This is a genomic window from Nocardioides sp. Z38_18 (genome assembly GCF_058215695.1).
The window spans coordinates 1,148,847-1,172,957 of the sequence record NZ_JBZAJE010000001.1; the positions used below are offsets into that span (position 1 = coordinate 1,148,847).

Below are 24,111 nucleotides of genomic sequence, written 5' to 3' on the forward strand. Positions count from 1 at the left end.
CTACCGCCATGCAGACCCGTCGCAGCTCCGCAGCTTTCACCATCACCGTGTCGGCGATCATGGTGGTCGGGGCTGCGGTGATCGGCCTGGTGCTCCTGCTGTCCGGAGCGCCGGGCGCGCTGGTGGTCGGCCTGATCCTCGCCGCGCTGCCCCTGGGGCCCCTGGTCGCCGCCTACATGTGGCTGGACCGCTACGAGCCGGAGCCGCGGTCGCTGCTGCTGATGGGGTTGGGCTGGGGAGCCTTCGTGGCCACGACCGGCGCCCTGCTGCTCCAGACCTTCGACGCGCTGATCTTCGAGTCCGGTGAGTCCTTCGGCGCCACGGTGATCGCCCCGTTCACCGAGGAGGCCTCCAAGGGCCTGTTCATCCTGCTGCTGCTGTGGTTCCGGCGCCAGGAGCTGGACGGGGTCCTCGACGGCATCGTTTACGCGGGCATGGTCGGCATCGGGTTCGCCTTCACCGAGAACATCCTCTACCTGATGGCGGCGTACATGGGCGAGGACGGGCAGGCCGGAGGCATCGGCAGCGCCGTCGGGCTGTTCATCGTCCGGTGCATCTTCAGCCCGTTCGCGCACCCGTTCTTCACCGCGTTCATCGGGATCGGGATCGGGCTCGCGGTGACCAGCCGCAGCAAGCCCGTGCGGGTGATCGCCCCTGTCGTCGGCTACCTGCTGGCCGTCGCGGCCCACGCCGCCTGGAACGGCTCGCTGAGCCTCGACGACGGCCGCAACGCGATCGCGACCTACGTCTTCTTGATGGTGCCGGCGTTCCTGCTGCTGAGCGGGTTCGCGATCTGGTCGCGACGCCGTGAGGGCGCCGTACTGACCGCGGCGCTCAGCGACTGTGCCCAGCGCGGGTTCCTGCACCCGGCCGAGATCCCCTGGCTCTCGCGGATCCCGGCGCGACGCTTCGCCCGGCGGTACGCCGAGAAGGTCGGCGGAAAGCCGGCACGGCGGACGATGGTGGCCTACCAGAACGAGGCAGTGGAGCTCGGCTTCCTGCACAGCCGCTACCTGCGCGGAGTGGCGCCGCCGGACTTCGCCGCGGTCGGCCAGCAGCACGTCGACCGGATGCGCGCCCTGCGCCCCGGGTTGATCTGGCCGCAGCCGGCCGGTGGGCGCCAGCCCGCCCAGCTGCCCGTGGTCACCCAGACCCGGGGCCCCGGACCGGGGGAGGGGACGCGGCAGTGAGCCCCGCCGGGCCCTCCTCGGGGGGACCGCACGAGCCCGCCACGGGGAGCTCCGAGCCCTCCGCGCAGATGCTGAGCACCCTCACGGCCCTGCGCGACGCCCTCCAGCGGGCGCGGCTGCCGCTGGAGGTCCCCGGAGTGGCGCAGAGCCGTGCCGTCCTCGCCGAGACGGTCGACCAGCTCGACGACTACGTGCTGCCCCGGCTGGTGCAGACCGACGCCCCGCTGCTCACGGTGGTGGGCGGTTCCACCGGCGCCGGCAAGTCGACGCTGGTCAACTCCCTCGTGGGCCAGCCGGTGAGCGAGCCCGGCGTACTCCGGCCCACGACGCGCTCGCCCGTGCTCGTGCACCACCCCGAGGACGTGAGCTGGTTCGACCAGCCGCGCATCCTGCCCGAGCTCGAGCGCACCACCCGGGCGACCACCGACCCCGATGCCCTGCGGCTGGTCTCCTCGACGGCGATCCCGCGCGGGCTGGCCCTGCTGGACGCGCCGGACATCGACTCGGTCGAGGAGCACAACCGCAGCCTCGCCGCCCAGCTCCTGGCCGCGGCCGACCTCTGGCTGTTCGTCACCTCGGCGGCGCGCTACGCCGACCAGGTCCCCTGGGGGTTCCTCAAGCAGGCGGCCGAGCGCAGCGCCGCCGTGGCGATCGTGCTCGACCGGACCGCGGACGAGGCGATGCCCGTGGTCAGCGGTCACCTTGCGAGAATGCTGACCTCCCGCGGACTCAGGGACTCCCCGCTGTTCACGGTCGCCGAGGGCCCGCTCGACGAGCACGGGCTGCTCGCCCCCGCTGCCGTCAGCGACATCCGCGAGTGGCTCGCGGCCCTCGGCGCTGACGTGGAGGCCCGCAACGCCGTCGTCCGACAGACCCTCGAAGGAGCAGTGCGCACCATCGCCCGCCGTACCCATGACCTCGCCGACGCCTGCCAGGTCCAGACCGACATCCGCGCGCGGCTCGAGCGCGACGTGGACGCCTCCTACGACCAGGCCCTGGCCGACATCGACGAGGCCTCGGCCGACGGCACCCTGCTGCGGGGCGAGGTGCTCGCGAGGTGGCAGGAGTTCGTGGGGACCGGTGAGCTGCTCCGCAACCTGCAGTCGCGGATCGGCTGGCTGCGCGACCGGGTCACCAACGCGGTGAAGGGCAAGCCGCAGGAGGTCGAGCGGGTGGCCGTGGCGGTCGAGTCGGGTCTGCAGACGCTGATCCTCGAGCACGCCGAGGCCGCGGCCGAGCGCACGGACGCCTCCTGGCGCTCGGTGGACGCGGGCCTCCAGGTGCTCCAGGACGGTGGCGTCGACCTCTCCCGGGCCTCCCGCGACCTGCGTGAGCGCAGCGAGCGGATGGTCCGCGACTGGCAGACCGCCGTGCTCGACCTGGTCCGCAGCGAGGGTGCGGACAAGCGCACGACGGCTCGCTTCCTCGCCTACGGGTTCAACGGCCTCGCGGTGGCGCTGATGGTCGTGGTCTTCGCCTCGACCGGTGGAGTCACCGGGGCCGAGGTCGGGATCGCGGGCGGTTCCGCCGTACTCGGCCAGAAGCTGCTGGAGGCGGTCTTCGGGGACCAGGCCGTACGCCGCCTGGCGTCGAACGCCCGCAAGGATCTGCGGCAGCGGGTCGAGGCCCTGATGGAACAGGAGAAGCAGCGCTACGTGGACCGGCTCGACGCCCTCGGGGTCTCCGCCGATGCCGGCGAGCAGCTGCGGACGCTGGCGCGCAAGGTGGACGACCTGCGCTTCGCCGCGAGGGACAACGCGTCGTGAGCGGGCTCCTCGCCGGGGCCCGGAAGGTGTTCGGCCGCTCCGCGCCGCTCGACACCCGGCTCGACGGTCTCCAGCGCGCGGTCGAGGCCGGTCGCGGACGTCTCGACGACTCCGTCGTGGAACCCGTCTCCCAAGTCGTCGATCGCGCCGCAGCCCGGTTGCGGATGTCCGCCGACCACACGGTGGTCGCCCTGGCCGGGGCCACGGGGTCCGGCAAGTCCTCCACGTTCAACGCCCTGACCGGTCATCAGCTCGCCGAGGTCGGCGTACGCCGTCCGACGACGTCCTCGGCCACCGCGTGCATCTGGGGCGCGGACGGGGCCGACGGGCTGCTCGACTGGCTGGAGATCCCGCCGCGTCACCGGGTGCTCCACGACTCGATGCTCGACCGCGGGCAGCAGGACGCCTCGCTCGAAGGGCTGGTGCTGCTCGACCTGCCCGACCACGACTCCACCGAGGTGGCCCACCACCTCGAGGTGGAGCGGTTGATCGGGCTGACCGACCTGATGGTCTGGGTGCTCGACCCGCAGAAGTACGCCGACGCGGCGATCCACGAGCGGTTCCTGGCGCCGCTGGCCACGCACCAGGACGTGATGCTGGTCGTCCTCAACCACATCGACGAGGTGCCGGCCGACCGTCGTGACGCCGTGCTCGACGACGTACGGCGGCTGCTCGCCGCGGACGGCCTCGACGGCGTCCCGGTGCTCGGCACCTCGGCGCGGACGGGGGAGGGGATCCCCGAGCTGCGGCGCGCGATCGCTCAGCGGGTCGCCGACAAGGCCTCGATCCGCAAGCGCCTGGCCGGCGATCTCGACGCGGCCTCTGCGCGGCTCGCCGACCACAACGGTGACGCAGCCCCCCGCGAGCTGGGGCCCAAGGACCAGCGCGAGCTCGTGGACGCGCTCGCCGACGCTGCGGGCGTCCCCACCGTCGCCGATGCCGTACGCCGGGCCACGACCGTGCGTGCGCGCAGGGCCACGGGCTGGCCGGTCACCGCCTGGGTCTCCAGGCTGAAGCCCGATCCGCTCAGGAGGCTGCACCTCGACCGCCACACCTCCGGCCGGGACCTGGTCGCCGCCGCCCGGTCCTCCCTGCCCACAGTCGGCCAGGTGCAGCAGGCCCGGGTGGACAGCGCCGTCCGCGACCTGTGCGACCGGACGTCCACCGGCCTCGCCCAGCCCTGGGTCCGCTCGGTGAGGCGGGCCTCCACCTCCCGGTTCGCCGACCTGGGTGACCGGCTGGACCGGGTGGTCACCACGACCGACCTCGGCGTCTCCGAGATCCCCCTGTGGTGCCGGGTGGTGCGGGTGCTGCAGTGGGTGCTCTTCGCGACGGCGCTGGTCGGGGGGCTGTGGCTCACCGGCCTCGCCGCGTTCTCCTACCTGCAGCTCTCGGCTCCGGGCACACCGGACTACCTGGGCCTGCCGGTGCCCTCGCTGATGCTGGTTCTCGGCGCGGGCGCTGGTGTCGGGCTCGCGCTGCTCTCGCGACTGCTGATCTCCTACTCCGCCGGGTCGCGGGCGCGACGGGCCGACAAACGCTTGCGCGCGGGAGTGGCCGAGGTGGCCGAGGAGCTGGTGATCGACCCGGTGGCGGCCGAGCTTGCGGCGTACCGCGAGACCTGGGAGGGCCTGCGCGCCGCGCGCGGCTGACCACTTCGCGTCCACAGCCGGCCCCGTGCGGTGACGGGTCCACAGCGTCGCCCGGCGCCTGCCCCGGTGTCGTCACGGGCAGGTGAACTGCCTTGCATCGACGACGAGGAGGCAGAAGATGAACGAACCGTTCGTGACCTTGCAGGGCTGGGTCGGCGGAGACGTGGACGTGCGCGACGTGGGCGACACCCAGTGCGCGTCCTTCCGCGTGGGCGCGACGCCGCGCTACAACAAGGCCGGGACCTGGGTGGACGGGCAGACGTCCTGGTTCACCGTGAACTGCTGGCGAGGACTGGGCAAGAACGTCAGCGAGAGCATCAAGCGTGGAGACGCGGTGGTGGTGCACGGCCGCGTCCGGGTCGATGTCTGGGAGCGCGAGGGCCAGCCGAGCTCGGTCACCTGGGTCGTGGACGCCACCTTCGTGGGGCACGACCTGAACCGGGGGACCAGCACCTTCGAGAAGACGGTGCGTGCCGCGCCCCGCGACCCCCGCGAGAGCGAGGAGGTCCGCGAGATGGTCCACGCCTACGGGGCCGACGGCCCGCAGCTCGACGCCACGGGGCAACCGGTCACCCCGGCGGCCTGAGGACGCTCACGCACGCGGCCGGGGGTCGCTCCGGCGGCTGTCCGGGCCCGGATCGGCCCGGATCGGCCCGGATCGGCCCGAATCGGCTCGGAGGGGGTTCTCCCCTTAGGCTGGTCCAATCATGGCTGACTACGTCTACACGCTGCACAACGTCCGCAAGGCCCACGGCGACAAGGTGGTGCTCGACAACGTCACGTTGTCGTTCCTGCCCGACGCCAAGATCGGCGTCGTGGGCCCCAACGGCACCGGCAAGTCGACCCTGCTCAAGATCATGGCCGGGCTGGAGCGGCCCAACAACGGCGACGCGTCCCTGGCGCCGGCGGCCACGGTCGGGATGCTCCAGCAGGAGCCGCCCCTGACCGAGGGCAAGACCGTGCTGGAGAACGTCGAGGAGGCCGTCGGCGAGATCAAGGGCAAGCTCGACCGCTACAACGCGATCTCCGAGGAGCTCGCGGATCCCGACGCCGACTACGACAAGCTCCTCGCCGAGATGGGCGACCTGCAGACCGACCTGGACCACGCCAACGCGTGGGACCTCGACAGCCGGCTCGACCAGGCGATGGACGCGCTGCGCTGCCCGCCGCCGGACGCGATCGTCGACCACCTCTCCGGTGGTGAGCGTCGCCGGGTCGCGCTGTGCAAGCTGCTCCTGCAGCAGCCCGACCTGCTCCTGCTCGACGAGCCCACCAACCACCTCGACGCCGAGTCCGTGCAGTGGCTCGAGGGACACCTCGCCACCTACCCGGGCGCCGTCCTGGCGGTGACCCACGACCGGTACTTCCTCGACAACGTCGCGACCTGGATCCTCGAGCTCGACCGGGGCCAGGCGCACCCCTATGAGGGCAACTACACGACCTATCTGGAGACCAAGAAGGACCGGCTCAAGATCGAGGGCCAGAAGGACGCCAAGCGCGCCAAGATGCTCGAGCGCGAGCTCGAGTGGGTGCGCTCGAACGCCAAGGCCCGCCAGACCAAGAGCAGGTCGCGGTTGGCTCGTTACGAGGAGATGGCCGCCGAGGCCGACCGGATGCGCAAGATCGACACCTCGGAGATCAACATCCCCGCCGGTCCGCGCCTGGGCGACATCGTCCTGGAGGCACACGGGCTGACCAAGGGCTTCGACGGGCGCACCCTGATCCACGACCTGTCCTTCAGCCTGCCCCGCGCGGGCATCGTCGGCGTGATCGGCCCCAACGGCGTCGGCAAGACCACCCTGTTCCGGATGATCACCGGCCAGGAGCAGCCCGACAAGGGCGAGCTCAAGGTCGGCACCACGGTGAAGATCTCCTACGTCGACCAGAGCCGCGGGGGACTCGACCCCACGAAGAACGTCTGGGAGGTCGTCTCCGACGGCCTGGACTTCATCAAGGTCGCCAACTTCGAGATGAACTCGCGCGCCTACGTCGCCTCCTTCGGCTTCAAGGGTCCCGACCAGCAGAAGAAGGCCAACGTGCTCTCCGGTGGTGAGCGCAACCGGTTGAACCTGGCGCTGACCCTGAAGATGGGCGGCAACCTGCTGCTCCTCGACGAGCCCACCAACGACCTCGACGTCGAGACGCTGTCCTCGCTCGAGGACGCGCTGCTGGAGTACCCCGGGTGCGCCGTGGTCACCTCGCACGACCGGTGGTTCCTGGACCGCGTCGCGACCCACATCCTCGCCTGGGAGGGCGACGACACGGACTCCGGCAAGTGGTTCTGGTTCGAGGGCAACTTCGCCTCCTACGAGGAGAACAAGATCGAGCGCCTCGGTCCCGACGCCGCCCGCCCGCACCGCGTCACCCACCGGCGCCTCACCCGCGACTGAGACCGGGCCTGAGGCTGGGCCGCCCCTGGGGGCCGGCTCGGATCAGCGGATGTCGGCGTCGTCGGGCATGCCCTGCATCAGTCGATCGCTGACCTCGTTGAAGATCCGGCCCAGGGCGGCGAAGTCGTCGCTGGAGGCGACGTCGACGAGGTGGGTCCGCACGCCCCGGACATGGGTCGGTGCCGCCTCGACGAGCTTGCGGCGACCGGTGTCGGTCATCACGGCCTCGACACCGCGCCCGTCGCACTGAGCCGCGTCCCGGCGTACGAGATCGGCCTTCTCCATCCGGGCGATGGTGTGGGTCACCCGACTGCGGGAGTGCGACATCGCATCGGCGAGCAGCGCCATCCGCATCCGGCCGTCCTCGGCCTCGGAGAGGCGCACGAGGATCTCGTACTCGCTGAACGAGATCTGGTGCTCCTCGCGCAGTTCGCGGTCCAGCTGGTGCTGGAGCAGCTCGGTTCCCATGATGTAGGCGCGCCACGAACGCTGCTGATCGGCGTCGAGCCAGCGAACCTCGCTCCCGTTTCCCATGCCGGGGAGTTTAGGTGGCCCCCGTCCAGATGTCGTGAATCGGTTCGGGAATATCCCCGGACCAGATTGGTTGAAGATTCTACTACTGACTGTGCGGCGAGCGCACGTCACAGACCACGAGGACTGATGAGTATGAGCATTGACACCGAATTCGGCACCGACATCGTCGCCGGCACCTGGACCATCGACGCCAGCCACTCCGAGGTGGGCTTCACCGTTCGCCACCTGATGAGCAAGGTGCGCGGCCAGTTCACCAAGTTCGAGGGCAGCCTCACCACGGGCACCACGCTTGCCGAGACCCGCGCCACCGCGACCATCGACCTGAACTCCATCGACACCCGCGACGGGAACCGCGACGGTCACCTGCGCTCGGCCGACTTCTTCGACGTGGAGAACCACGGCGGCATGAGCTTCGTGACGACCTCCTTCGACGGCAGCACCGCCGTCGGCGAGCTCACCATCAAGGGCGTCACCCGGCCCGTCGAGCTCGACGTCGAGTTCCTCGGCGCCGGCAAGGACCCCTGGGGCGGCTCGCGTCTCGGCTTCGAGGCCACCGCCGAGCTCAGCCGCAAGGACTTCGGCATCGACTTCAACATCCCGCTCGACGGCGGCAAGCTCCTCATCGGTGACAAGGTGAACATCCACCTCGCCGTGGAGGCCGTCCTCGACCAGGCCTGAGCCTCCCAGCAAAACCGCGAGACGTCGCATCTGAAAGTCCGCAGAACCCCGAGACGTCGCATCTGAAAGAGACTGACTTTTCAGATGCGACGTCTCGGCGGTTTCTGGTCTTTCAGTTGCGACGTCTCGGCGGGTTTGGGGTCCAGGTCAGGAGAGGCGCTCCAGGATCATCGCCATGCCCTGGCCGCCGCCGACGCACATGGTGATCAGGCCGGTCTGCTTGTCGTGCCACTTCAGCGAGTTCAGCATCGTGTTCTGGAGACGGGCGCCGGTCATGCCGAAGGGGTGGCCGACCGCGATCGCACCGCCGTTGACGTTGAGGCGGTCGAGGTCGATGCCGAGGTCCTGGTACGACGGGACGACCTGCGCGGCGAAGGCCTCGTTGATCTCGACGAGGTCGATGTCGTCGATCGACATGTTCGCGTTGGCCAGGGCACGCTTGCTCGCCTCGACCGGACCGAGGCCCATGATCTCGGGGGAGAGGCCGCTGAGCCCGGTGGAGACGATCCGGGCGAGCGGGGTCAGGCCGAGCTCGGCCGCCTTGGTGTCGGACATCACGATGACCGCGGCCGCACCGTCGTTGAGTGGGCAGCAGTTCCCGGCCGTGACCACGCCGTCAGGGCGGAAGACCGGCTTCAGGCCGGCGATCGCCTCGTAGGTGACCCCGGCGCGCGGGCCGTCGTCGGCCGTGACCTCGGTGCCGTCGGGGGCGGTGACCGGGGTGATCTCGTTGGCCCAGAAGCCGCTGGCGATCGCCTGCTCGGTGAGGTTCTGGCTGCGCACGGCGAACTCGTCGAGCTCCTTGCGGTCCAGGCCGCGGAGCCGGGCGACGTTCTCGGCCGTCTGTCCCATCGCGATGTAGATGTCGGGGAGCAGCCCGTCCTCGCGCGGGTCGTGCCAGTCCTGGCCACCCTTGGCCAGCTCCTCGGTGCGCTTGGCGGCGTCCTCGAACAGCGGGTTGCGGGTGTCGGGGATGTGGTCGGAGGTGCCCTTGGCGAACCGGGACACCGTCTCCACGCCGGCGGAGATGAACGCATCGCCCTCGCCGGCCTTGATCGCGTGGAAGGCCATCCGTGAGGTCTGCACCGAGGAGGAGCAGTAGCGGGTCACGGTGGTTCCGGGGATCTCGTAGCCGAGCAGCGCGGAGACCACGCGGCCCATGTTGTTGCCGGCCTCGCCGCCGGGCAGGCCGCAGCCCAGGATCAGGTCGTCGATGGTGGCGGGGTCCAGGTCCGGGATCTTGTCCAGCGCGGCCTTGATGACCAGGGCGCTGAGGTCGTCGGGCCGGAAGTCCTTGAGGGAACCCTTGTTCGCGCGTCCGATGGGGGTTCGGGCGGCCGAAACGATCACTGCCTCGGGCATGTGCACTCCGTCGTGTTGATGAGGGCGGCGCCAACCGCGCCGCGCAGGGCGGGGTCAGCCTAGACGGTCGTCGGCAGGCTCATCCATGAGCGCTCCCATCAGCAGCTCCAGGCTCTGCCGCATGTACGCCGCCCGGTCGGCCGGTTCCTGACGCAGCGCGTGCAGCAGCACCCCGTCGACCGCCGCGATCAGCGCCGTGGCGCGGGTGCGCCCCTCCTTGCGGCCCCCGGCGGCCATCGCCTGCTCGACGACGCAGACGAGCTGGAGCGAGACCGCCTGGCTGATCCGGGCCACCTCCTCCTGCCGGGATCCCTCGATGCTGAGCTCCATCCGGGTCAGCAGCAGCTCGGGGCGGAGCAGCCAGGACTGGAGCATCTCGGCGGTCTGCTGCACGGCGTACCGCTCGAAGTCGTCGCGCCCGGCGTGCTGCTCGACCCGGAGGGTGAGTGCTCGCAGGTCGCTCTCGAAGAAGGCCATCACGAACTCGGTCAGCCGGGTGACCAGCGCCAGCCGGGTGCGCATGTAGGCCGAGCAGCTGCCCTCGGGCAGGCCCGCCTCGGCGTCGACGGCCCGGTGCGTCAGGCCGCGCAGCCCCGCGCGGGCGACCACGCCGACAGCCGCGCGCAGCAGGTCCTGCTCGCGCTGGCTGAACACACCCGGGACCGAGTTCACGGGGTTCCTCCTGTCGTGACATCGCACAGTACTCCGCGCGTTGCCAAGGTTCATCTACATCTGTAGATTCTACAGATGTAGAAACTCTCGGAAAGGACGCTCCCCACCGAGGGAGCCACCAGCCGCTGCAGCCGGCCGGGGGAGGCCCTGAGACGATCTGCGCGTGCCGCACCACACCTTCGAGTGCCCGCTGCGCTGGGCCGACATGGACCTGCTGGGTCACGTCAACAACGTCACCTACCTCGACTACGTGAGCGAGGCCCGGCAGGCGTTCTTCGCCGGCCTGCCCGCCGGGAGGGCGCCGGTGACCTGTCACCAGGTGGAGTTCGTCCTGCCGCTGGTGTTCCGGCGTACGCCGGTCCTGGTCGACACCTGGGTCACCGAGCTGACCGAGGACCGGATCACCCTCGCCCAGGAGGTGTACGACGCCCCGGTGGACGGGTCGAGCGAGCGGACCACCTACCTGCGTGCGACCACCGTGCTCGACCACCGGCCCGACGAGGCCGAGCGGGCCCTCGCCCAGGACGCCCGGGGACCCGCTCTCCAGTGGCGACCGGTGGCCCGGGAGGCCCGCGACTTCCGCGACGAGTGGGACCTCGTCGTACGCCGCTCGGACCTCGACGAGACCGGAGCGGCACGTCCGGGTGTGTACTTCGAGTACTTCCAGGAGGCCCGGATCCGCTACCTGATGAACCTGCACACGCGCGGGGAGAAGTGGAGCGAGCACGTCGTGGCGCGTACCGACGTCGAGTACCTCGCGCCGGTCACCTACCGCCCGGAGCCGTACACGGTGCGCTCCTGGGTGGCCCACCTCGGGAGCAGGTCGTTCACCCTGTGCTCCACGCTCTGCGACGGCGACCGGGTGCTGGCGAGAGCGGCGGTGGTGATGGTCACCTACGACCTCGAGACCCAGGGCACCACCGAGATGGCGCCGGCCCAGCGGGCGCGGCTGCAGCGGGAGATCAGCGCCGGCTGAGGCTCAGCTCTCCTCGAGCGTGTTCACCATGAACTGCGCGGCGTGGGTGACGTAGTCCCAGAACTGGGCGTCCTGCTCGGGCGTGAGGTCGGCCTCGTCGAGGGCGGCCCGGAAGTTCTTCAGCCAGTGGTCCTTGGCCGTGGGGGTCACCCGGAACGGCGCGTGCCGCATCCGCAGCCGGGGGTGGCCGCGCTGCTCGGAGTACGTCGTGGGCCCGCCCCAGTACTGCTCGAGGAACATCGCGAACCGCACCTCGGCGGCCTTGAGGTCCTCCTCGGGGTACATCGGACGCAGGACCTCGTCGTCCCGGACCCCCGCGTAGAACCGCTTGACGATCCCGCGGATCGTGGGACTGCCACCGATGTCTTCGTAGAACGTGCTCACGACGTGCATTGTGGCAACCGGGTCCTCAGCGCAGGGCGGCGAGGTAGCGCTGGGCGGTCTCCAGGTCGCGGCGCCGGGCCTCCCAGGTCACCCCGACCAGCAGCAGGACCACGCCCACACCGCCCAGCGAGACCCAGCGGGGCACCGCCTCGGCCACGGGCTCCAGGTGCCTGATCGCCAGCGCGCCGGTGGCCAGGGCCCCCAGGACGAAGGGTGCGGCGAGGCGTAGCCGGAGCCCGGCCGCGAGGGTCAGCACCGACGCCGCCCCGACCAGCGCGCCGCGCACCGAGACCGGCTCGTCCAGGGCCAGCAGCAGGCTCGGCAGCAGCGCCAGGGTGAGCCCGCTGCCGAGCGCCGCGACGCTGGTGGTCGTGGGGTCCCGGTACAGCCGCCAGGCGCCCGCAGTCACGAGCAGCAGGGCGGCCGGGAGCGTGTACAGCTCCGGCGCACTCACTGCGGCGTCCACCCGCAGCACCGTGGCGATGCCGAGGACGACGGCCCCGGCCCAGCCGAGGTGCAGCCGGTCCCGCGTGCTCACGGTGATCGCGCACAGGCCCGTCCCGACGACGGTGAGCACCATCGCGGCGGTCCGCTCGTCGCCCGACGCGGCGAGCGCGAGCACGGCGAGCACGGCGGCGGACGCTTCCAGGGCGACCCGGGTGCTGGGCTGACGGGTGGCCGGGGCGGCGAGCAGGCCGACCGCGGCGGCGTACACCGCCAGGAGCAGCGCGCGCGTGCTCGGCTCGAGCCCGGCCTCCAGGCCCCAGGAGACCAGCGCCCAGCCGCCGAGCAGCGCGGAGACCGCGCCCAGCACCGCCGGGGCCAGGGCGGCGCGCTCGCGCTCACGCACCGCCCCGCCCAGCGCCGCGACCAGGGCGATCGCCGTGGCCGTCAGCGCGCTGAGCAGGTGGGCGGCAGCGGCGGCGTACAACGTCAGGGCCGCGAGGTACGCCGTGGCGGTGCTCCCGGCTACGGCGGCGACCAGACGATCGCGAGACCACCAGGCCGCTCCCGCGCCGGCCGTGGTCGCGAGTGCGGCGGCGAGCACGCCCGTCCACAGCGGCGGCGCGAGCTCCAGGACCAGGGCGAGCAGGCCGAGCGCGAGCGTGACCGGCGTCAGGGTGGCGACCACCCGGCTCGCGGTGGTGGCGTGCCGCGCCGGAAACCGGCGGACCAGGCAGTACGCCGCGAGCACCAGCGCTGTCGCGGCCACCGGGAACGTCCACCAGGCGGGGTGGCCTCCCTGCGTCGGCAGGAGCACGTCGGTCGCGGTGACGCCGTCGGGGTCGAGCTCGGCCACCACGTCGAACGGCACGGCGGCCAGCCACACGCCCAGACCGGCGATCCCTAGCCCGGTGAGCACTGCCGCACCGCGGGCCCAGACCTCGCCCCCCAGGGCGGTCAGCGCGCCGAGCACGGCGAGGGTGGCGCACACGAGGAGGAGCTGCTGGGTGGCCGGTGCCCCGGTCTCCGGACCGTTGCCGAGCAGCACCAGCGGCACCAGCGCCAGCCCGGCGACCACCGAGCGGAGCTGGTCGGGCCGGACGAGCTGCGCTGCCACGGCGGCGAGCACGAACGCGGCCAGCAGCGGCCAGCCGCGGCCCTGGCTCCACCAGCCGGCGAGCGTGGCGCTCTCCAGCACTCGCGCCCACCCTTCGCCCAGGAGCACGAACCAGGTCACCGCCCCCACCCCGCCCAGCCCGTACGCCGCCACGGGGACCCTGCGGCGCAGCAGCGCGCAGCCACCGCCGAGCAGCGGGACGGCGATGGTGGTGCCGAGCTCAGGGTTCTCGGCGAACCACGCGTTGCTCGCGCACACCAGGAGCGCGCCGAGCACGGCCACCGCCTCGGCGCCGAGCAGCCGCCCGACGGGCTGGCTCCGGGCCCAGGCGCCTGCCGCCACACCCAGGGCCAGCAGCGGCACACCCACCAGGGCGCTCGTCCCGCGCCAGGAGAGGGCGTCCAGGCCCAGCAGGCCGGCGGATTGGGCGCCGAGCAGGTCCACGGTGAGCATTCCCGCGACCACCAACCAGAACGTCTCGGCGGCTCCGCGCAGGCCCTTGCGGGTCAGGACCGTGGCCACCGCGGCGAAGGCAGCGGTCACCGCGAGCAGGACCAGCGTGCGCCCGGTCAGGCCGAGCAGGCTCCAGGTCACCGCCACGAAGACCACCGCGGCCACCAGCAGGCACAGCGCGCCCAGCGAGAGCAGCACCACGGGCACCGAGGCCGAGGGCAGCCGACGGGGCCTCGGAGCGGCCGGGGTGGCGGTGCCGGGGTGGCGGGGCAGGGCTGCCGCCGGTCCCGGGACCACCGGCGTGGGTCCGCCCGTGACAGCGCTGGTCCCCGGGGCGCTCTCCGGGGCACTCTCCGGGGCCAGTCGGAGCTGCTCCACCAGCCCGTCGGCGGTGACCATCACCGCCCACAGCTGGCCGGCGAGCGGGCCCCGGATCCGCAGGCCACACTGCGTGCACGTGGCGTCGGGGTCGAGGCTGCCGCGGCAGTCGGGGCAGATGGTCGGGTCCGCGAGTCTGCTCATGGAGCGATCGTCGCGGTCCGGGGTCGGCTCGCGCGCCCGGTGCGCGACTCAACCGGACTGAGTAGGACTACTCAGGTGCGGGGGCGGCCGGCCGGTCCGCGGCCGGGCCGCTCTGCCACACGACCCGCTGGGGGAGCGGCATCACAATGCCCTCGTGGTCGAAGCGCGACTTGATCCGCTCGCGCATCTCACGCGCCACCGCCCACTGCTGCATCGGCGCGGTCTTCAGCGTGACCCGCACGATCACCGCGTCGGGAGCGAGGTTCTGCACGCCCCAGACCTCGGGCTCCTCGATGATGATGTTCTTGAAGTCCTCGTCCTCCCACAGGCCGTGGGCGACGTCGGTGAGCACCCGGCGTACCCGGGAGAGGTCCTCGGAGTAGCTCACGCCGACGTCGAGGACCGTCCGGGCCCAGTTCTGGCTCTGGTTGCCGACCCGCAGGATCTCGCCGTTGCGCACGTACCAGACGGTGCCGTCCACGTCGCGCACGCGGGTGACCCGCAGGCCCACCGCCTCGACGGTCCCGACCGCCTCACCGAGGTCGACGGCGTCACCGACGCCGTACTGGTCCTCGATCATCATCATCACCCCGGACAGGAAGTCCTTGACGAGGTTCTGGGCGCCGAAGCCGATGGCGAGGCCGAGCACACCCGCGCTGGCGAGGATGGGGGCGACGTTGATGCCGAGCTCGGAGAGCGCCATCACGAAGGCGATGCCGAACACCATCGTGGTGGTGATGCTCTTCAGCAGCGTGCCCAGGCTCTTCGCCCGCTGCGCCCTGCGGTTGAAGGCGGTGCGTGCTCCCAGGGGAGCAGACTCGGCGCGCTGGACCACGCGGTCGATCGCCTTGGTGGCGACCCAGCGGAGCACGACCGCGGTCACGAAGATCACCAGGATGGCGAGCGGCTTGCCGATCAGCCAGGTGGCCGCACCGGCCAGGTCCTCGTTGCCCCCGGTCCAGTCGTAGACGGCCGCGCAGGTCCAGCTGTCGCTCTCCTCGCAGGCAGCAGGCATCTCGAACAGGCCGAACGGTGGTGTCGCAGAAAGCATGTGAGGGAGGCTACGAGGGATGGGGGAAGGCATCCAGCCCGACGCGGCTATCCTTCGTGTGTGTTCACTCACCGAGGCATGCGCCCCTTCCGCCGTTCACTGCTGGCCCTTCCGGTTGCGTTCTCGCTCGTGCTGGGAGCGGGGATGCTCAGCCCCGCCGCCGCACTGGAGCCCGAGGGATGGGACAGCGGCGATCCCGTCTCGGCCTTCAACTACCTGCTCCTGCTGGTGATCATCCCGCTCGGGCTCGCGATCGTGATCACCCTGCTGACGATCCTGCCGTCACTGGCCTCGAAGAAGGGCTACGAGCCCGGACAGACCTGGCGAGGCGAGACCGAGTGGTTCGGCGGCCCCACAAAGGGCGCGCAGGCTGCTGACGAGGTCACGCCGGAACAGGTCGAGGCGCGCTCCAAGGACACCGGCGGCGCCAGTGCCGGCTGGTGACGCCTTCTCCTCGGCCCAGCAGGCCGAGATCGACCGGGCGATCCGTGCGGCGGAGACGTCGTGCCGGTTCGAGTTCTCCGTCTTCGTGGGCGCCGTGGACGGCGACCACCACTCCTACGCCCAGCGGCTGCACGCCTCGCTGGCATCCCCGGACCGAAGCGTCCTGATCCTGGTCGACCCGTCGGCCCGGGCGATCGAGGTGGTCACCGGCTCGGTCGTGCGTCGCTCGCTGAGCAACGGTGCCGTCGAGCTGGCCGTCGTCGGGATGCAGTCCGCGTTCGCCAACGGCGACCTGGTCGGCGGCATCAAGCACGGCGTGCTGCAGCTGGCCGAGAGTGCCCGGCAGCCCGAAACGCTGCACGGCTGAGCTCCGGCTGACCTACTGGGCGTCCTTCGCCTGCCCGGCGAGGTAGCGCTCCACGTCCGCGGCACCCTCGCGCACGTAGCGCTTGGCCGCCGAGTTTGCCGGCGACTCCTGCAGCCACCTGCTCACCCGCTCCAGCAGCTCGGGTGAGGCCAGGGGCCGGGGGAACATCAGCTCCAGGACGGTGGAGGCGCGCTGGGTGCCCTTGTCCTCCCACAGCGTGTCGGCTGCCTGGAGGTACTTCTCCACGTAGGGCTCGAGCACGTCGGCCTGTCCGGGCTGCATGAACGCGCCCACCACGCTGCGCTGGGTCTCGTTGGGCACGTCGTCACGGACGATAGCGATCTCCCACGCCTCGGCCTTGGCCTCGGCCGTCGGCCGGCTGGCGCAGGCACCTGCCGCGCGCTCCCGGCCAGAGATGGTGTTGTCCCTGGCCTTCTCCGCCTCGATCTGGTCCTCGTCGGCCCGGCCGGCGCGCGCCAGCCCGGTGAGCAGTGCCCAGCGCAGGTCGGTGTCCACGGTGAGGCCTTCGAGGACGAGAGAGCCCTCGAGCAGCGCCTTCAGGTCGGCCAGCCCCTCGTCGCTGTGCGCGGCGGCGGCGTAGCTGCGGGCGAAGGTCAGCTGGTGGTCGCTGCCCGGCTCCGCCTCCTCCAGCAGCCTGCGCAGCCCCTTCTCCCAGGTCTCCTGCAGTGCCGCACGGTTGCCGGGAGCGGAGAAGTTGTTGATCGCCTGGGCGGCGTAGCCGGGGATCCGCGAGGAGCCGAACGCGTCGGTCTCGCTGGCGATGTTGCCCAGCACCAGGGTGACGAGGTCGGTCGCGCTCAGCTCGGCGTCGCGGGTCATGTCCCACGCGGCGCCCCAGCACAGGGCGCGAGCCAGCGAGTCGTCGAGCCGGGAGAGACCGTCGACGACGGTTGCCAGCGAGCGCTCGTCGAGTCGGATCTTGGCGTAGGTCAGGTCACCGTCGTTGAGGAGCAGCAGGTCGGGCTGGGTGGCGCCGACCAGCGCGGGGATCGGCGTGGTCTCGCCGTCTACGTCCACCTCGATCGAGGTACGCCGGACCAGGTGCTCGGTCCCGTCGGGACGCGACTCGAGGTCGTAGAGCCCGATCGCGAGACGGTGGCGGCGCAGGGTCGGGTGCTCGCCGGTGGCCGTCTGCCGCACCTCGAACGAGGCGTAGCTCCCGTCCTCGTCGAGCTCGAAGCGCGGTGAGAGCGTGTTCACGCCGCTGGTCTGCAGCCACTCCTTGGCCCAGGGCTCCAGCTCGCGCCCGGAAGCCTCCTCGAGGGCGGTGAGCAGGTCGCTGAACTCGGAGTTCCCGAAGGCGTGCCGCTTGAAGTAGGAGCGCAGGCCCACCAGGAAGTTGTCCAGGCCCACCCAGGCCACCAGCTGCTTGAGCACCGAGGCGCCCTTGGCGTAGGTGATCCCGTCGAAGTTGACCTCGACCGCCTGGAGGTCGTGGTTGTCGGCGGCGATGGGGTGCGTGCTGGGCAGCTGGTCCTGGCGCAGCGCCCAGTTCTTGCGGGCGTTGGTGAAGCCGGTCCAGGACTCGTCGTACTCCGTGGCCTCGACGGCCGCGTGGTAGCAGGCCCACTCGGCGAAGGACTCGTTGAGCCAGAGGTCGTCCCACCAGCGCATCGTGACCAGGTTGCCGAACCACATGTGGGCCATCTCGTGCAGGATCACCGAGCAGCGGAACTCGTAGAACGAGGCGTCCTGGCGGCTGCGCGGGAGGTACTCGTCGCGCAGGGTCACCGCGCCCGCGTTCTCCATCGCGCCCATGTTGTACTCCGGCACGTAGAGCTGGTCGTACTTGTGGAACGGGTAGGGGTAGTCGAAGGCGTCCTCGAAGAACTCGAAGCCCTGGCTGGTCAGCTTCACCAGCTCCGCGGTGTCCATGTGCTCCACGAGCGACTGCCGGCAGAAGTGCCCGAGCGGGATCTCGCCGAACTTGCCGCGGTAGGTGTCGTACTCCGCGTGGTACTCACCGGCGATCACGGCCGTGATGTACGTCGACATCCGCTCGGTCGGGGGGAACTGCCACAGCGCCTTGCCCTCGCCCAGCGGCTTCGGCTCGGGGGTGGGGGAGTTGGAGACCACGACCCAGTCCTCGGGGGCGGTGACGTGGAAGGTGAAGACGCTCTTGAGGTCGGGCTGCTCGAAGGTGGCGAAGACGCGCCGGGCGTCCGGAACCTCGAACTGGGTGTAGGTGTAGACCCGGTCGTCGGCGGGGTCCACGAACCGGTGCAGGCCCTCGCCGGTGCGCGAGTAGGGGCACTCGGCCCGGACCACCAGCACGTTGGTCGGCTGCAGGTCGGTGAGCTGGATCCGGCTGTCGACGTAGACCTCGGCCGGGTCGAGCGCGACCCCGTTGAGGGTCACCTCGCCGACCGTGGCACCGACGAGGTCGACGAAGGTCTCGGCGCCTGTCTCCACGCTGGTGAACTCGATGGTCGTGGTGGTCGCGAACGTCGTCTCGCTGGTCGTCAGGTCGAGCTCCACGGTGTAGGAGTCGACCGCGAGCAACCGGGCACGGGTCTGTGCCTCATCGCGAGTCAGGTTGGTTCCAGGCATGTTTTCCATCATTGCACCCGGGGGCGACATGCTCCGAACCCGCGTGAGACGCCCAGAGCGGACGGCTGCAAGACGTCGGGAATGTATCGACCTGCCGGGTGCGTTCGACTGTGCATGACGACTTCCCAGACCGGTTCGCAGGCAGATTTCTGGTTCGACCCGCGCTGCCCGTTCGCGTGGATCACCTCTCGGTGGATTCTCGAGGTCGAGAAGGTGCGCGACATCAACGTGCGCTGGCACGTGATGAGCCTGGCCTATCTCAACCAGGACAAGGACATCCCCGAGGACTACCGGGAGATGCTGAAGAGCGCCTGGGGCCCGGTACGCGTGCTGGTCGCGGCGGAGCAGAAGTACGGCAACGAGGTGCTCCTTCCGCTGTACACCGCGATGGGCACCCGCATCCACCTCCAGGAGCAGGACATCTCCCGCGAGCTGATCGAGGAGTCCCTGAAGGAGGCGGACCTCCCGGTCGAGCTGGCCGACGCGATGGACGACACCGGCCTCGACGAGGCGGTGGCGCGGTCCCACCACGAGGGCATGGACGCGGTGGGCGACGACGTCGGCACCCCGACGATCCACATCAACGGCGTGGCCTTCTTCGGGCCGGTGCTGACCAAGGCGCCGCGCGGCGAGGAGGCCGGCGCTCTGTGGGACGGGTGCGTGGCGGTCGCGTCGTACCCCTACTTCTTCGAGCTCAAGCGCAGCCGCACTGCCGAGCTCGACTTCAGCTGAGCCAGCACGCCTCCGGCTAGCTGCTCGTGGTGGCCGCGGTCGTGGCCACCGTGATGCTGGCCAGGATCGCGGCCTGAGCGGCGCTCACGGCGTCGCGCACGGCCTTGGCGGCCCAGTCGCCGGCGGCGATCTGCTTGGCGCGCTTGCGGACCTCGCGGGCCGGCAGGCCGCCGGTGTCGACGACCTTGTGGGCGAGATCGAGCGCGGAGAGCAGGGCCACCAGGGCAGCGACCCGCTCGCTGGGCGCAATGCCGTGGACCAGCGCGTCCGTGAGCTGTCGGCGCACCTCGGCCTCGTGGCCGCTGTCGGCGGCGGGCCATCGGGTGGTCGGGAACAGGCCCATGATCCTGCCCTCCTCGCGGCGCAGGATCCCCTCGCGCTCCAGCCTGAGAAGGAGAGGCTCGCGCCGCTTCCGGCCCAGACGGCCGACCAGGTCGTCGGCGGAGCGCTCCTTCTCGGCGATGATGCCGAGGGCCTCGACCAGCACCGGATCCGCCGGCTGCGCCGTGCCGGTCGAGTGCACCTTGGCGCGGGTCCACCTGCTCTCGCTCTTGACCACCTCCACGTGCCCGCCGAGCGCCAGCTCCACGAGCAGTGCGCCCCCGATGCCGGTGTCGAGGTAGCTGGCGTTCGTGAGCTTCCCGGAGTCGTCCTCGAGCAGCAGGAGCAGCAGGTCCTCGGCGATCAACCTCGTCATGCCAGCAGACTAGGAGACCGGACAACCGGCCGCCCGCACCCGGTCGGTGGCGTTGCCCACTCGCGCCTAGGATCACCCGCATGAGCAAAGTGCTGTCCGCAGTCGCCTGGCCCTACGCCAACGGCCCCCGCCACATCGGCCACGTCGCCGGTTTCGGGGTGCCCTCGGACGTGTTCAGCCGCTACATGCGGATGGCCGGCCACGACGTGCTGATGGTCTCCGGCACCGACGAGCACGGCACCCCGATCCTGATCGCCGCGGACGAGGCCGGCGTCACCCCGCAGGAGCTCGCCGACCGCAACCACCGGGTGATCGCCGAGGACCTCGCCGCGCTCGGCATCTCCTACGACCTCTACACGCGCACCACCACCCGCAACCACACCGCGGTGGTCCAGGAGCTGTTCACCGGGGTCTACGACAACGGCTACTTCATCGAGAAGACGACGTACGGGGCGATCAGCCCGTCCACCGGTCGCACGCTGCCCGACCGCTACATCGAGGGCACCTGCCCGATCTGCGGCTACGACAAGGCCCGCGGCGACCAGTGCGACAACTGCGGCAACCAGCTCGACCCGGCCGACCTGCGGGACCCCAGGTCGCGGATCAACGGCGAGACGCCGGAGTTCGTGGAGACCCAGCATTTCTTCCTCGACCTCCCGGCGCTGGCCGATGCGCTCAAGGAGTGGCTCGACGGCCGGGAGGCGACGGGGCTGTGGCGGCCCAACGTGATCCGGTTCAGCCAGAACATCCTCGAGGACATCCGCCCGCGGGCGATGACCCGCGACATCGACTGGGGCATCCCGGTGCCACTGGAGGGCTGGGCCGAGAACCCGACCAAGCGGCTGTACGTGTGGTTCGACGCGGTGATCGGCTACCTGTCGGCGAGCGTGGAGTGGGCCCGTCGTACCGGTGATGAGGACCGCTGGCGCGAGTGGTGGAACGACCCCGAGGCGCTGAGCTACTACTTCATGGGCAAGGACAACATCACCTTCCACAGCCAGATCTGGCCGGCGGAGCTGCTGGCCTACGACGGCAAGGGCGACAAGGGTGGCCAGCCGGGCCAGTTCGGCGCGCTGAACCTGCCCACCGAGGTGGTCTCCTCCGAGTTCCTGACGATGGAGGGCAAGAAGTTCAGCTCCTCGCAGCGCGTCGTGATCTACGTCCGCGACCTGCTCAGCCGCTACCAGCCGGACGCGTTCCGCTACTTCGTCGCCGCCGCCGGGCCGGAGAACCAGGACTCCGACTTCACCTGGTCCGAGTTCGTACGCCGCACCAACGACGAGCTCGTCGCCGGCTGGGGCAACCTGGTCAACCGCACCGCGAACATGATCGCCAAGAGCTTCGGCGAGATCCCGGCCGCCGGGCCGCTCGAGGAGACCGACCAGGCGCTGCTGGACCTGGTGGGGTCCACCTTCGACACGGTCGGCGACCTGATCGCCCGGCACCGCCAGAAGGCGGCGATCAACGAGGCCATGCGGGTGGTCTCGGAGGTGAACAAGTACGTCTCGGACTCCGCGCCGTGGAAGCTCAAGGGCGACGACGAGCGCGAGCGTCTCGGCACCATCCTCAACGTGGTGGCCCAGTGCGTCGCCGACCTGAACACGATCCTCTCCCCGTTCCTGCCGTTCTCCGCGAACGCCGTCGACCAGGCCCTCGGCGGAGACGGGGACGTGCAGCCGATGCCGCAGCTGGTCGAGGCGGAGGACCTGGACGGTGGAGCGGGCTACCCGATCCTCACCGGCGACTACACCTCGGTACGCCGCTGGGAGCGCCGCGTGCTCGTGCCCGGAACCCCGATCGAGAAGCCCACCCCGGTGTTCACCAAGCTCGACCCCGTAATCGTCGACGAGGAGCTCGCTCGACTCAGCACCGGAGAGGACGGCCGATGACGGCTCAGATGTACCTGCCGAAGTTCTACGTCAAGCAGAAGCTGACGATGATGGTCAACCGCTACGAGATCAACGAGGCCAACCCCGACGGCTCCGTCGGCCGGCTGATGGCCGTGGCGCAGCAGAAGCGGATGGCGTTCAAGGAGCAGGTCACCTTCTTCCGTGACGACCAGCGCACCCAGCCGGTGTTCTCCTTCCAGGCTCGCCAGGTGATGGACCTGAACGCGGGCTACGACGTCCGTGACGCCGACGGGGCGCCGTTGGGGATGTTCCGCAAGGATTTCGGGCAGAGCCTGCTCCGCTCCACCTTCCACCTCAGTGGACCGGGGCTGGAGGCCACCGGACGGGAGCGCAACCAGGTGGTCGCCCTGCTGCGCCGGTTCGTGGACTTCCCGTTCTCCTTCCACTTCGACTTCGTCGACCAGGGCACCGGTGCGGTGGTGATGACCTCGGAGCGCCAGATGTCGCTGCGCGACCGCTACACCGTCACCGTCCCCGACCCCCGTCTCGACTTCCGCCTCGCGGCCTCGATGGCCGTGGGCCTCGACGCGCTGATGGCCCGCTGAGCCGTGCTCTACCCGCAGGCGAGGAAGGCCGTCGAGGAGGCCGCCGGCGAACCGTTGGTCTGGGAGACCGACATCGACGAGGCACGCCGCGCGGCGCGCGAGGAGGCCGCCGCTGCCCCGCGCGAGGACGTGGCCGAGGTGACCGGCCTCGACGCGGACGGGGTGCCGTGCCGGCTCTACCGCCCCGAGGGCGCGCGACCCGGGCTGCTGGTCCACCTGCACGGCGGGGGGTTCGTGTTCCACGACGTCGAGGTCCACGACGCTGCTGCACGCCGGGTGGCGAACCGCTGCGGGATCGCGGTGCTCAGCGTGGACTACCGGCGTCCCCCCGAGCACCGGTTCCCGGCCGCTCCCGAAGACGTGGACACCGTCCTGGCCTGGCTGGTCCGCGAGCGCCGGACCCGGGGCCTCGAGGGTCCGGTGTTCCTGCACGGTGACAGCGCGGGCGCCAACCTCGCCCTCGTCGCCGCGCTGCGCAACCCGGGGATCGCGGCAGGGCTGGTGCTGATCTACCCGTTCCTGGACCCGACCGCCTCGTTCGAGTCCTACACGACGGCGGCCGACGGCTTCGACCCCCGCGAGGGCGCGTGGTACTGGCAGCAGTACGCCGCCTCGCCCGAGGACCTCGCGCATCCCGACCTCGCCCCGCTCGGGGCCGACCTCGCCGGGCAGGACCGGTTCGCGACGCTGCCGCCCACCCTGGTGGTCACCGCCGGGCAGGACCCCCTCCGCGACGAGGGCGAGCACCTCGCCCAGCTGCTGGCCGAGGCCGGGGTCGAGGTCACCGCGACGCGCTACCTCGGACAGGTGCACGGCTTCTGGCGTCACCCCGACGTCTACGACCCTGCCGAGCCCCTCAACCGCCAGGTCGCCGGCTTCGTCCAGCTGGTCCTGGACCGCTGACCGGGCGGTGAGCCTCGGCGAGGTCCTCGAGCGGGTCCGCGAGAGCGCGTTCGGGACCCAGCCGCCCCCGTCACTGGGCGTGGTGGTGGCGACCGCCGTCCTGGCGATGCTGCTGATGACGCCACCGCTCTGGCCTCGTGCCCGGCACCTGGTCACCATCGCCCACGAGGGGGCGCACGGAGTGGTGGCGCTGCTCACCGGGCGCCGGCTCTCCGGCATCCGGCTGCACTCCGACACCTCTGGGCTGACCCTGTCGAGCGGCCGGCCGACCGGTCTCGGGATGGTGCTCACCAGTGCTGCGGGCTACGTGGGCCCGGGGTTGATGGGGTTGGGGGCGGCGTACCTGCTCAAGGAGGGGCACGCCGTCGGGATGCTCTGGCTGGCGCTGGTGCTCCTCGCCCTGCTCCTGCTCCAGATCCGCAACTTCTACGGCCTCTACGCGGTGCTCGTGGTCGGCCTCGGCGTGTTCGCGCTGTCCTGGTGGGGGAGCCCGCCCGTGCAGGTCGTCCTTGCCCACGTGGGGACCTGGTTCGTGCTCCTGGCAGCGCCCCGCGCCGTGCTAGAGCTGCACGCCCACCGTCGCGGCGGCGGTGCCCGCACCTCGGATGCCGACGTGCTGGCCAGGCTGACGAGAGTCCCCGGCATCGTCTGGGAGGCGGTGTTCTGGCTGGTGAACGTGGCGGCGCTCGTCGTCGGGGGGAGCTGGCTGCTCGCCGCCTCCAGGTGAGCGGGAGGGGTCTGCCAGAATCGC

At 71.1% G+C, this 24,111-nt stretch carries 22 protein-coding genes; 14 read left to right on the plus strand and 8 right to left on the minus strand.

What is annotated here, in order from left to right; genetic code table 11:
* Positions 1 to 8: 8 nt before the first annotated feature.
* From AC4BGC_RS05470 to ettA, 5 genes are all read left to right on the plus strand, one after another.
* Positions 9 to 1,190: a PrsW family intramembrane metalloprotease gene (locus AC4BGC_RS05470; protein WP_490554700.1), complete on the plus strand. Its 1,182-nt coding sequence runs from the start codon at positions 9 to 11 to the stop codon at positions 1,188 to 1,190.
* Positions 1,187 to 2,956: a dynamin family protein gene (locus AC4BGC_RS05475; RefSeq protein WP_490545414.1), complete on the plus strand. Its 1,770-nt coding sequence runs from the start codon at positions 1,187 to 1,189 to the stop codon at positions 2,954 to 2,956. The genes AC4BGC_RS05470 and AC4BGC_RS05475 overlap by 4 nt, the downstream gene beginning before the upstream one ends.
* Entirely contained in the window at positions 2,953 to 4,608 is a 1,656-nt protein-coding gene (locus AC4BGC_RS05480; RefSeq protein WP_490554701.1) for a GTPase family protein, read from the plus strand. Before AC4BGC_RS05475 ends, AC4BGC_RS05480 begins: the two co-directional genes overlap by 4 nt.
* A gap of 118 nt (positions 4,609 to 4,726) precedes the next feature.
* The gene (locus AC4BGC_RS05485) at positions 4,727 to 5,194 is read left to right on the plus strand and encodes a single-stranded DNA-binding protein (RefSeq protein WP_490554703.1); all 468 of its coding nucleotides are present in this window, start codon (positions 4,727 to 4,729) and stop codon (positions 5,192 to 5,194) included.
* A gap of 121 nt (positions 5,195 to 5,315) precedes the next feature.
* Positions 5,316 to 6,998 carry an energy-dependent translational throttle protein EttA gene (ettA, locus tag AC4BGC_RS05490; RefSeq protein ID WP_490545409.1) on the plus strand — a complete coding sequence of 561 codons (1,683 nt, stop codon included), beginning with the start codon at positions 5,316 to 5,318 and terminating at the stop codon, positions 6,996 to 6,998.
* A gap of 42 nt (positions 6,999 to 7,040) precedes the next feature.
* Here ettA and AC4BGC_RS05495 read toward each other — a convergent pair whose 3' ends face one another.
* A complete protein-coding gene (locus tag AC4BGC_RS05495; protein ID WP_490545407.1) occupies positions 7,041 to 7,532 on the minus strand; it encodes a MarR family winged helix-turn-helix transcriptional regulator in 492 nt (163 codons plus the stop codon).
* Positions 7,533 to 7,664: 132 nt separating this feature from the next.
* Between AC4BGC_RS05495 and AC4BGC_RS05500 the strand changes: the two genes are divergently transcribed.
* Complete coding sequence (locus tag AC4BGC_RS05500; RefSeq protein ID WP_490554705.1) at positions 7,665 to 8,210, plus strand: YceI family protein; 546 nt, start codon at positions 7,665 to 7,667, stop codon at positions 8,208 to 8,210.
* Positions 8,211 to 8,357: 147 nt separating this feature from the next.
* Here the strand turns inward: AC4BGC_RS05500 and AC4BGC_RS05505 are convergent, their stop codons facing one another.
* Both AC4BGC_RS05505 and AC4BGC_RS05510 read right to left on the minus strand, forming a co-directional pair.
* Complete coding sequence (locus tag AC4BGC_RS05505; RefSeq protein WP_490554706.1) at positions 8,358 to 9,572, minus strand: acetyl-CoA C-acetyltransferase; 1,215 nt, start codon at positions 9,570 to 9,572, stop codon at positions 8,358 to 8,360.
* A 54-nt stretch (positions 9,573 to 9,626) separates the two neighbouring features.
* Positions 9,627 to 10,244 carry a TetR/AcrR family transcriptional regulator gene (locus tag AC4BGC_RS05510; RefSeq protein WP_490545401.1) on the minus strand — a complete coding sequence of 206 codons (618 nt, stop codon included), beginning with the start codon at positions 10,242 to 10,244 and terminating at the stop codon, positions 9,627 to 9,629.
* 163 nt (positions 10,245 to 10,407) lie between these two features.
* Here AC4BGC_RS05510 and AC4BGC_RS05515 point away from each other — a divergent pair, with 163 nt between their 5' ends.
* Positions 10,408 to 11,220, plus strand: coding sequence for an acyl-CoA thioesterase (locus AC4BGC_RS05515; protein WP_490554707.1), 813 nt, complete (start codon positions 10,408 to 10,410; stop codon positions 11,218 to 11,220).
* A 3-nt stretch (positions 11,221 to 11,223) separates the two neighbouring features.
* On the opposite strand, the gene AC4BGC_RS05520 is transcribed toward AC4BGC_RS05515, so the two are convergent.
* The 3 genes from AC4BGC_RS05520 to AC4BGC_RS05530 form a co-directional block, all read right to left on the minus strand.
* Positions 11,224 to 11,613, minus strand: coding sequence for a globin (locus AC4BGC_RS05520; RefSeq protein WP_490545397.1), 390 nt, complete (start codon positions 11,611 to 11,613; stop codon positions 11,224 to 11,226).
* Between the two features lie 16 nt (positions 11,614 to 11,629).
* Positions 11,630 to 14,140 carry an SCO7613 C-terminal domain-containing membrane protein gene (locus tag AC4BGC_RS05525; protein ID WP_490554708.1) on the minus strand — a complete coding sequence of 837 codons (2,511 nt, stop codon included), beginning with the start codon at positions 14,138 to 14,140 and terminating at the stop codon, positions 11,630 to 11,632.
* A 67-nt stretch (positions 14,141 to 14,207) separates the two neighbouring features.
* On the minus strand, positions 14,208 to 15,191 hold the full coding sequence (locus AC4BGC_RS05530) for a mechanosensitive ion channel family protein (protein WP_490554709.1): 984 nt from the start codon (positions 15,189 to 15,191) through the stop codon (positions 14,208 to 14,210).
* Between the two features lie 78 nt (positions 15,192 to 15,269).
* Between AC4BGC_RS05530 and AC4BGC_RS05535 the strand changes: the two genes are divergently transcribed.
* Together AC4BGC_RS05535 and AC4BGC_RS05540 are read left to right on the plus strand one after the other, a co-directional pair.
* Complete coding sequence (locus AC4BGC_RS05535) at positions 15,270 to 15,635, plus strand: hypothetical protein (protein WP_490554711.1); 366 nt, start codon at positions 15,270 to 15,272, stop codon at positions 15,633 to 15,635.
* Positions 15,622 to 16,002, plus strand: coding sequence for a DUF5130 family protein (locus AC4BGC_RS05540; RefSeq protein ID WP_490554712.1), 381 nt, complete (start codon positions 15,622 to 15,624; stop codon positions 16,000 to 16,002). The genes AC4BGC_RS05535 and AC4BGC_RS05540 overlap by 14 nt, the downstream gene beginning before the upstream one ends.
* 12 nt (positions 16,003 to 16,014) lie before the next feature.
* Here the strand turns inward: AC4BGC_RS05540 and pepN are convergent, their stop codons facing one another.
* The gene (gene pepN, locus AC4BGC_RS05545) at positions 16,015 to 18,573 is read right to left on the minus strand and encodes an aminopeptidase N (RefSeq protein ID WP_490554715.1); all 2,559 of its coding nucleotides are present in this window, start codon (positions 18,571 to 18,573) and stop codon (positions 16,015 to 16,017) included.
* A 114-nt stretch (positions 18,574 to 18,687) separates the two neighbouring features.
* Between pepN and AC4BGC_RS05550 the strand changes: the two genes are divergently transcribed.
* Entirely contained in the window at positions 18,688 to 19,305 is a 618-nt protein-coding gene (locus AC4BGC_RS05550; RefSeq protein WP_490554716.1) for a mycothiol-dependent nitroreductase Rv2466c family protein, read from the plus strand.
* 16 nt (positions 19,306 to 19,321) lie between these two features.
* Here AC4BGC_RS05550 and AC4BGC_RS05555 read toward each other — a convergent pair whose 3' ends face one another.
* The gene (locus AC4BGC_RS05555) at positions 19,322 to 20,002 is read right to left on the minus strand and encodes a GOLPH3/VPS74 family protein (RefSeq protein WP_490554717.1); all 681 of its coding nucleotides are present in this window, start codon (positions 20,000 to 20,002) and stop codon (positions 19,322 to 19,324) included.
* A gap of 80 nt (positions 20,003 to 20,082) precedes the next feature.
* Between AC4BGC_RS05555 and metG the strand changes: the two genes are divergently transcribed.
* From metG to AC4BGC_RS05575, 4 genes are read left to right on the plus strand one after another with little or no spacing between them, the layout of a single operon-like run.
* Positions 20,083 to 21,891, plus strand: coding sequence for a methionine--tRNA ligase (gene metG, locus AC4BGC_RS05560; protein WP_490554718.1), 1,809 nt, complete (start codon positions 20,083 to 20,085; stop codon positions 21,889 to 21,891).
* On the plus strand, positions 21,888 to 22,457 hold the full coding sequence (locus AC4BGC_RS05565) for an LURP-one-related family protein (RefSeq protein ID WP_490545378.1): 570 nt from the start codon (positions 21,888 to 21,890) through the stop codon (positions 22,455 to 22,457). Before metG ends, AC4BGC_RS05565 begins: the two co-directional genes overlap by 4 nt.
* A 3-nt stretch (positions 22,458 to 22,460) precedes the next feature.
* Positions 22,461 to 23,360 carry an alpha/beta hydrolase gene (locus tag AC4BGC_RS05570; RefSeq protein ID WP_490554719.1) on the plus strand — a complete coding sequence of 300 codons (900 nt, stop codon included), beginning with the start codon at positions 22,461 to 22,463 and terminating at the stop codon, positions 23,358 to 23,360.
* A 7-nt stretch (positions 23,361 to 23,367) separates the two neighbouring features.
* A complete protein-coding gene (locus tag AC4BGC_RS05575) occupies positions 23,368 to 24,087 on the plus strand; it encodes a M50 family metallopeptidase (protein ID WP_490545373.1) in 720 nt (239 codons plus the stop codon).
* The last annotated feature ends 24 nt before the right edge of the window (positions 24,088 to 24,111 follow it).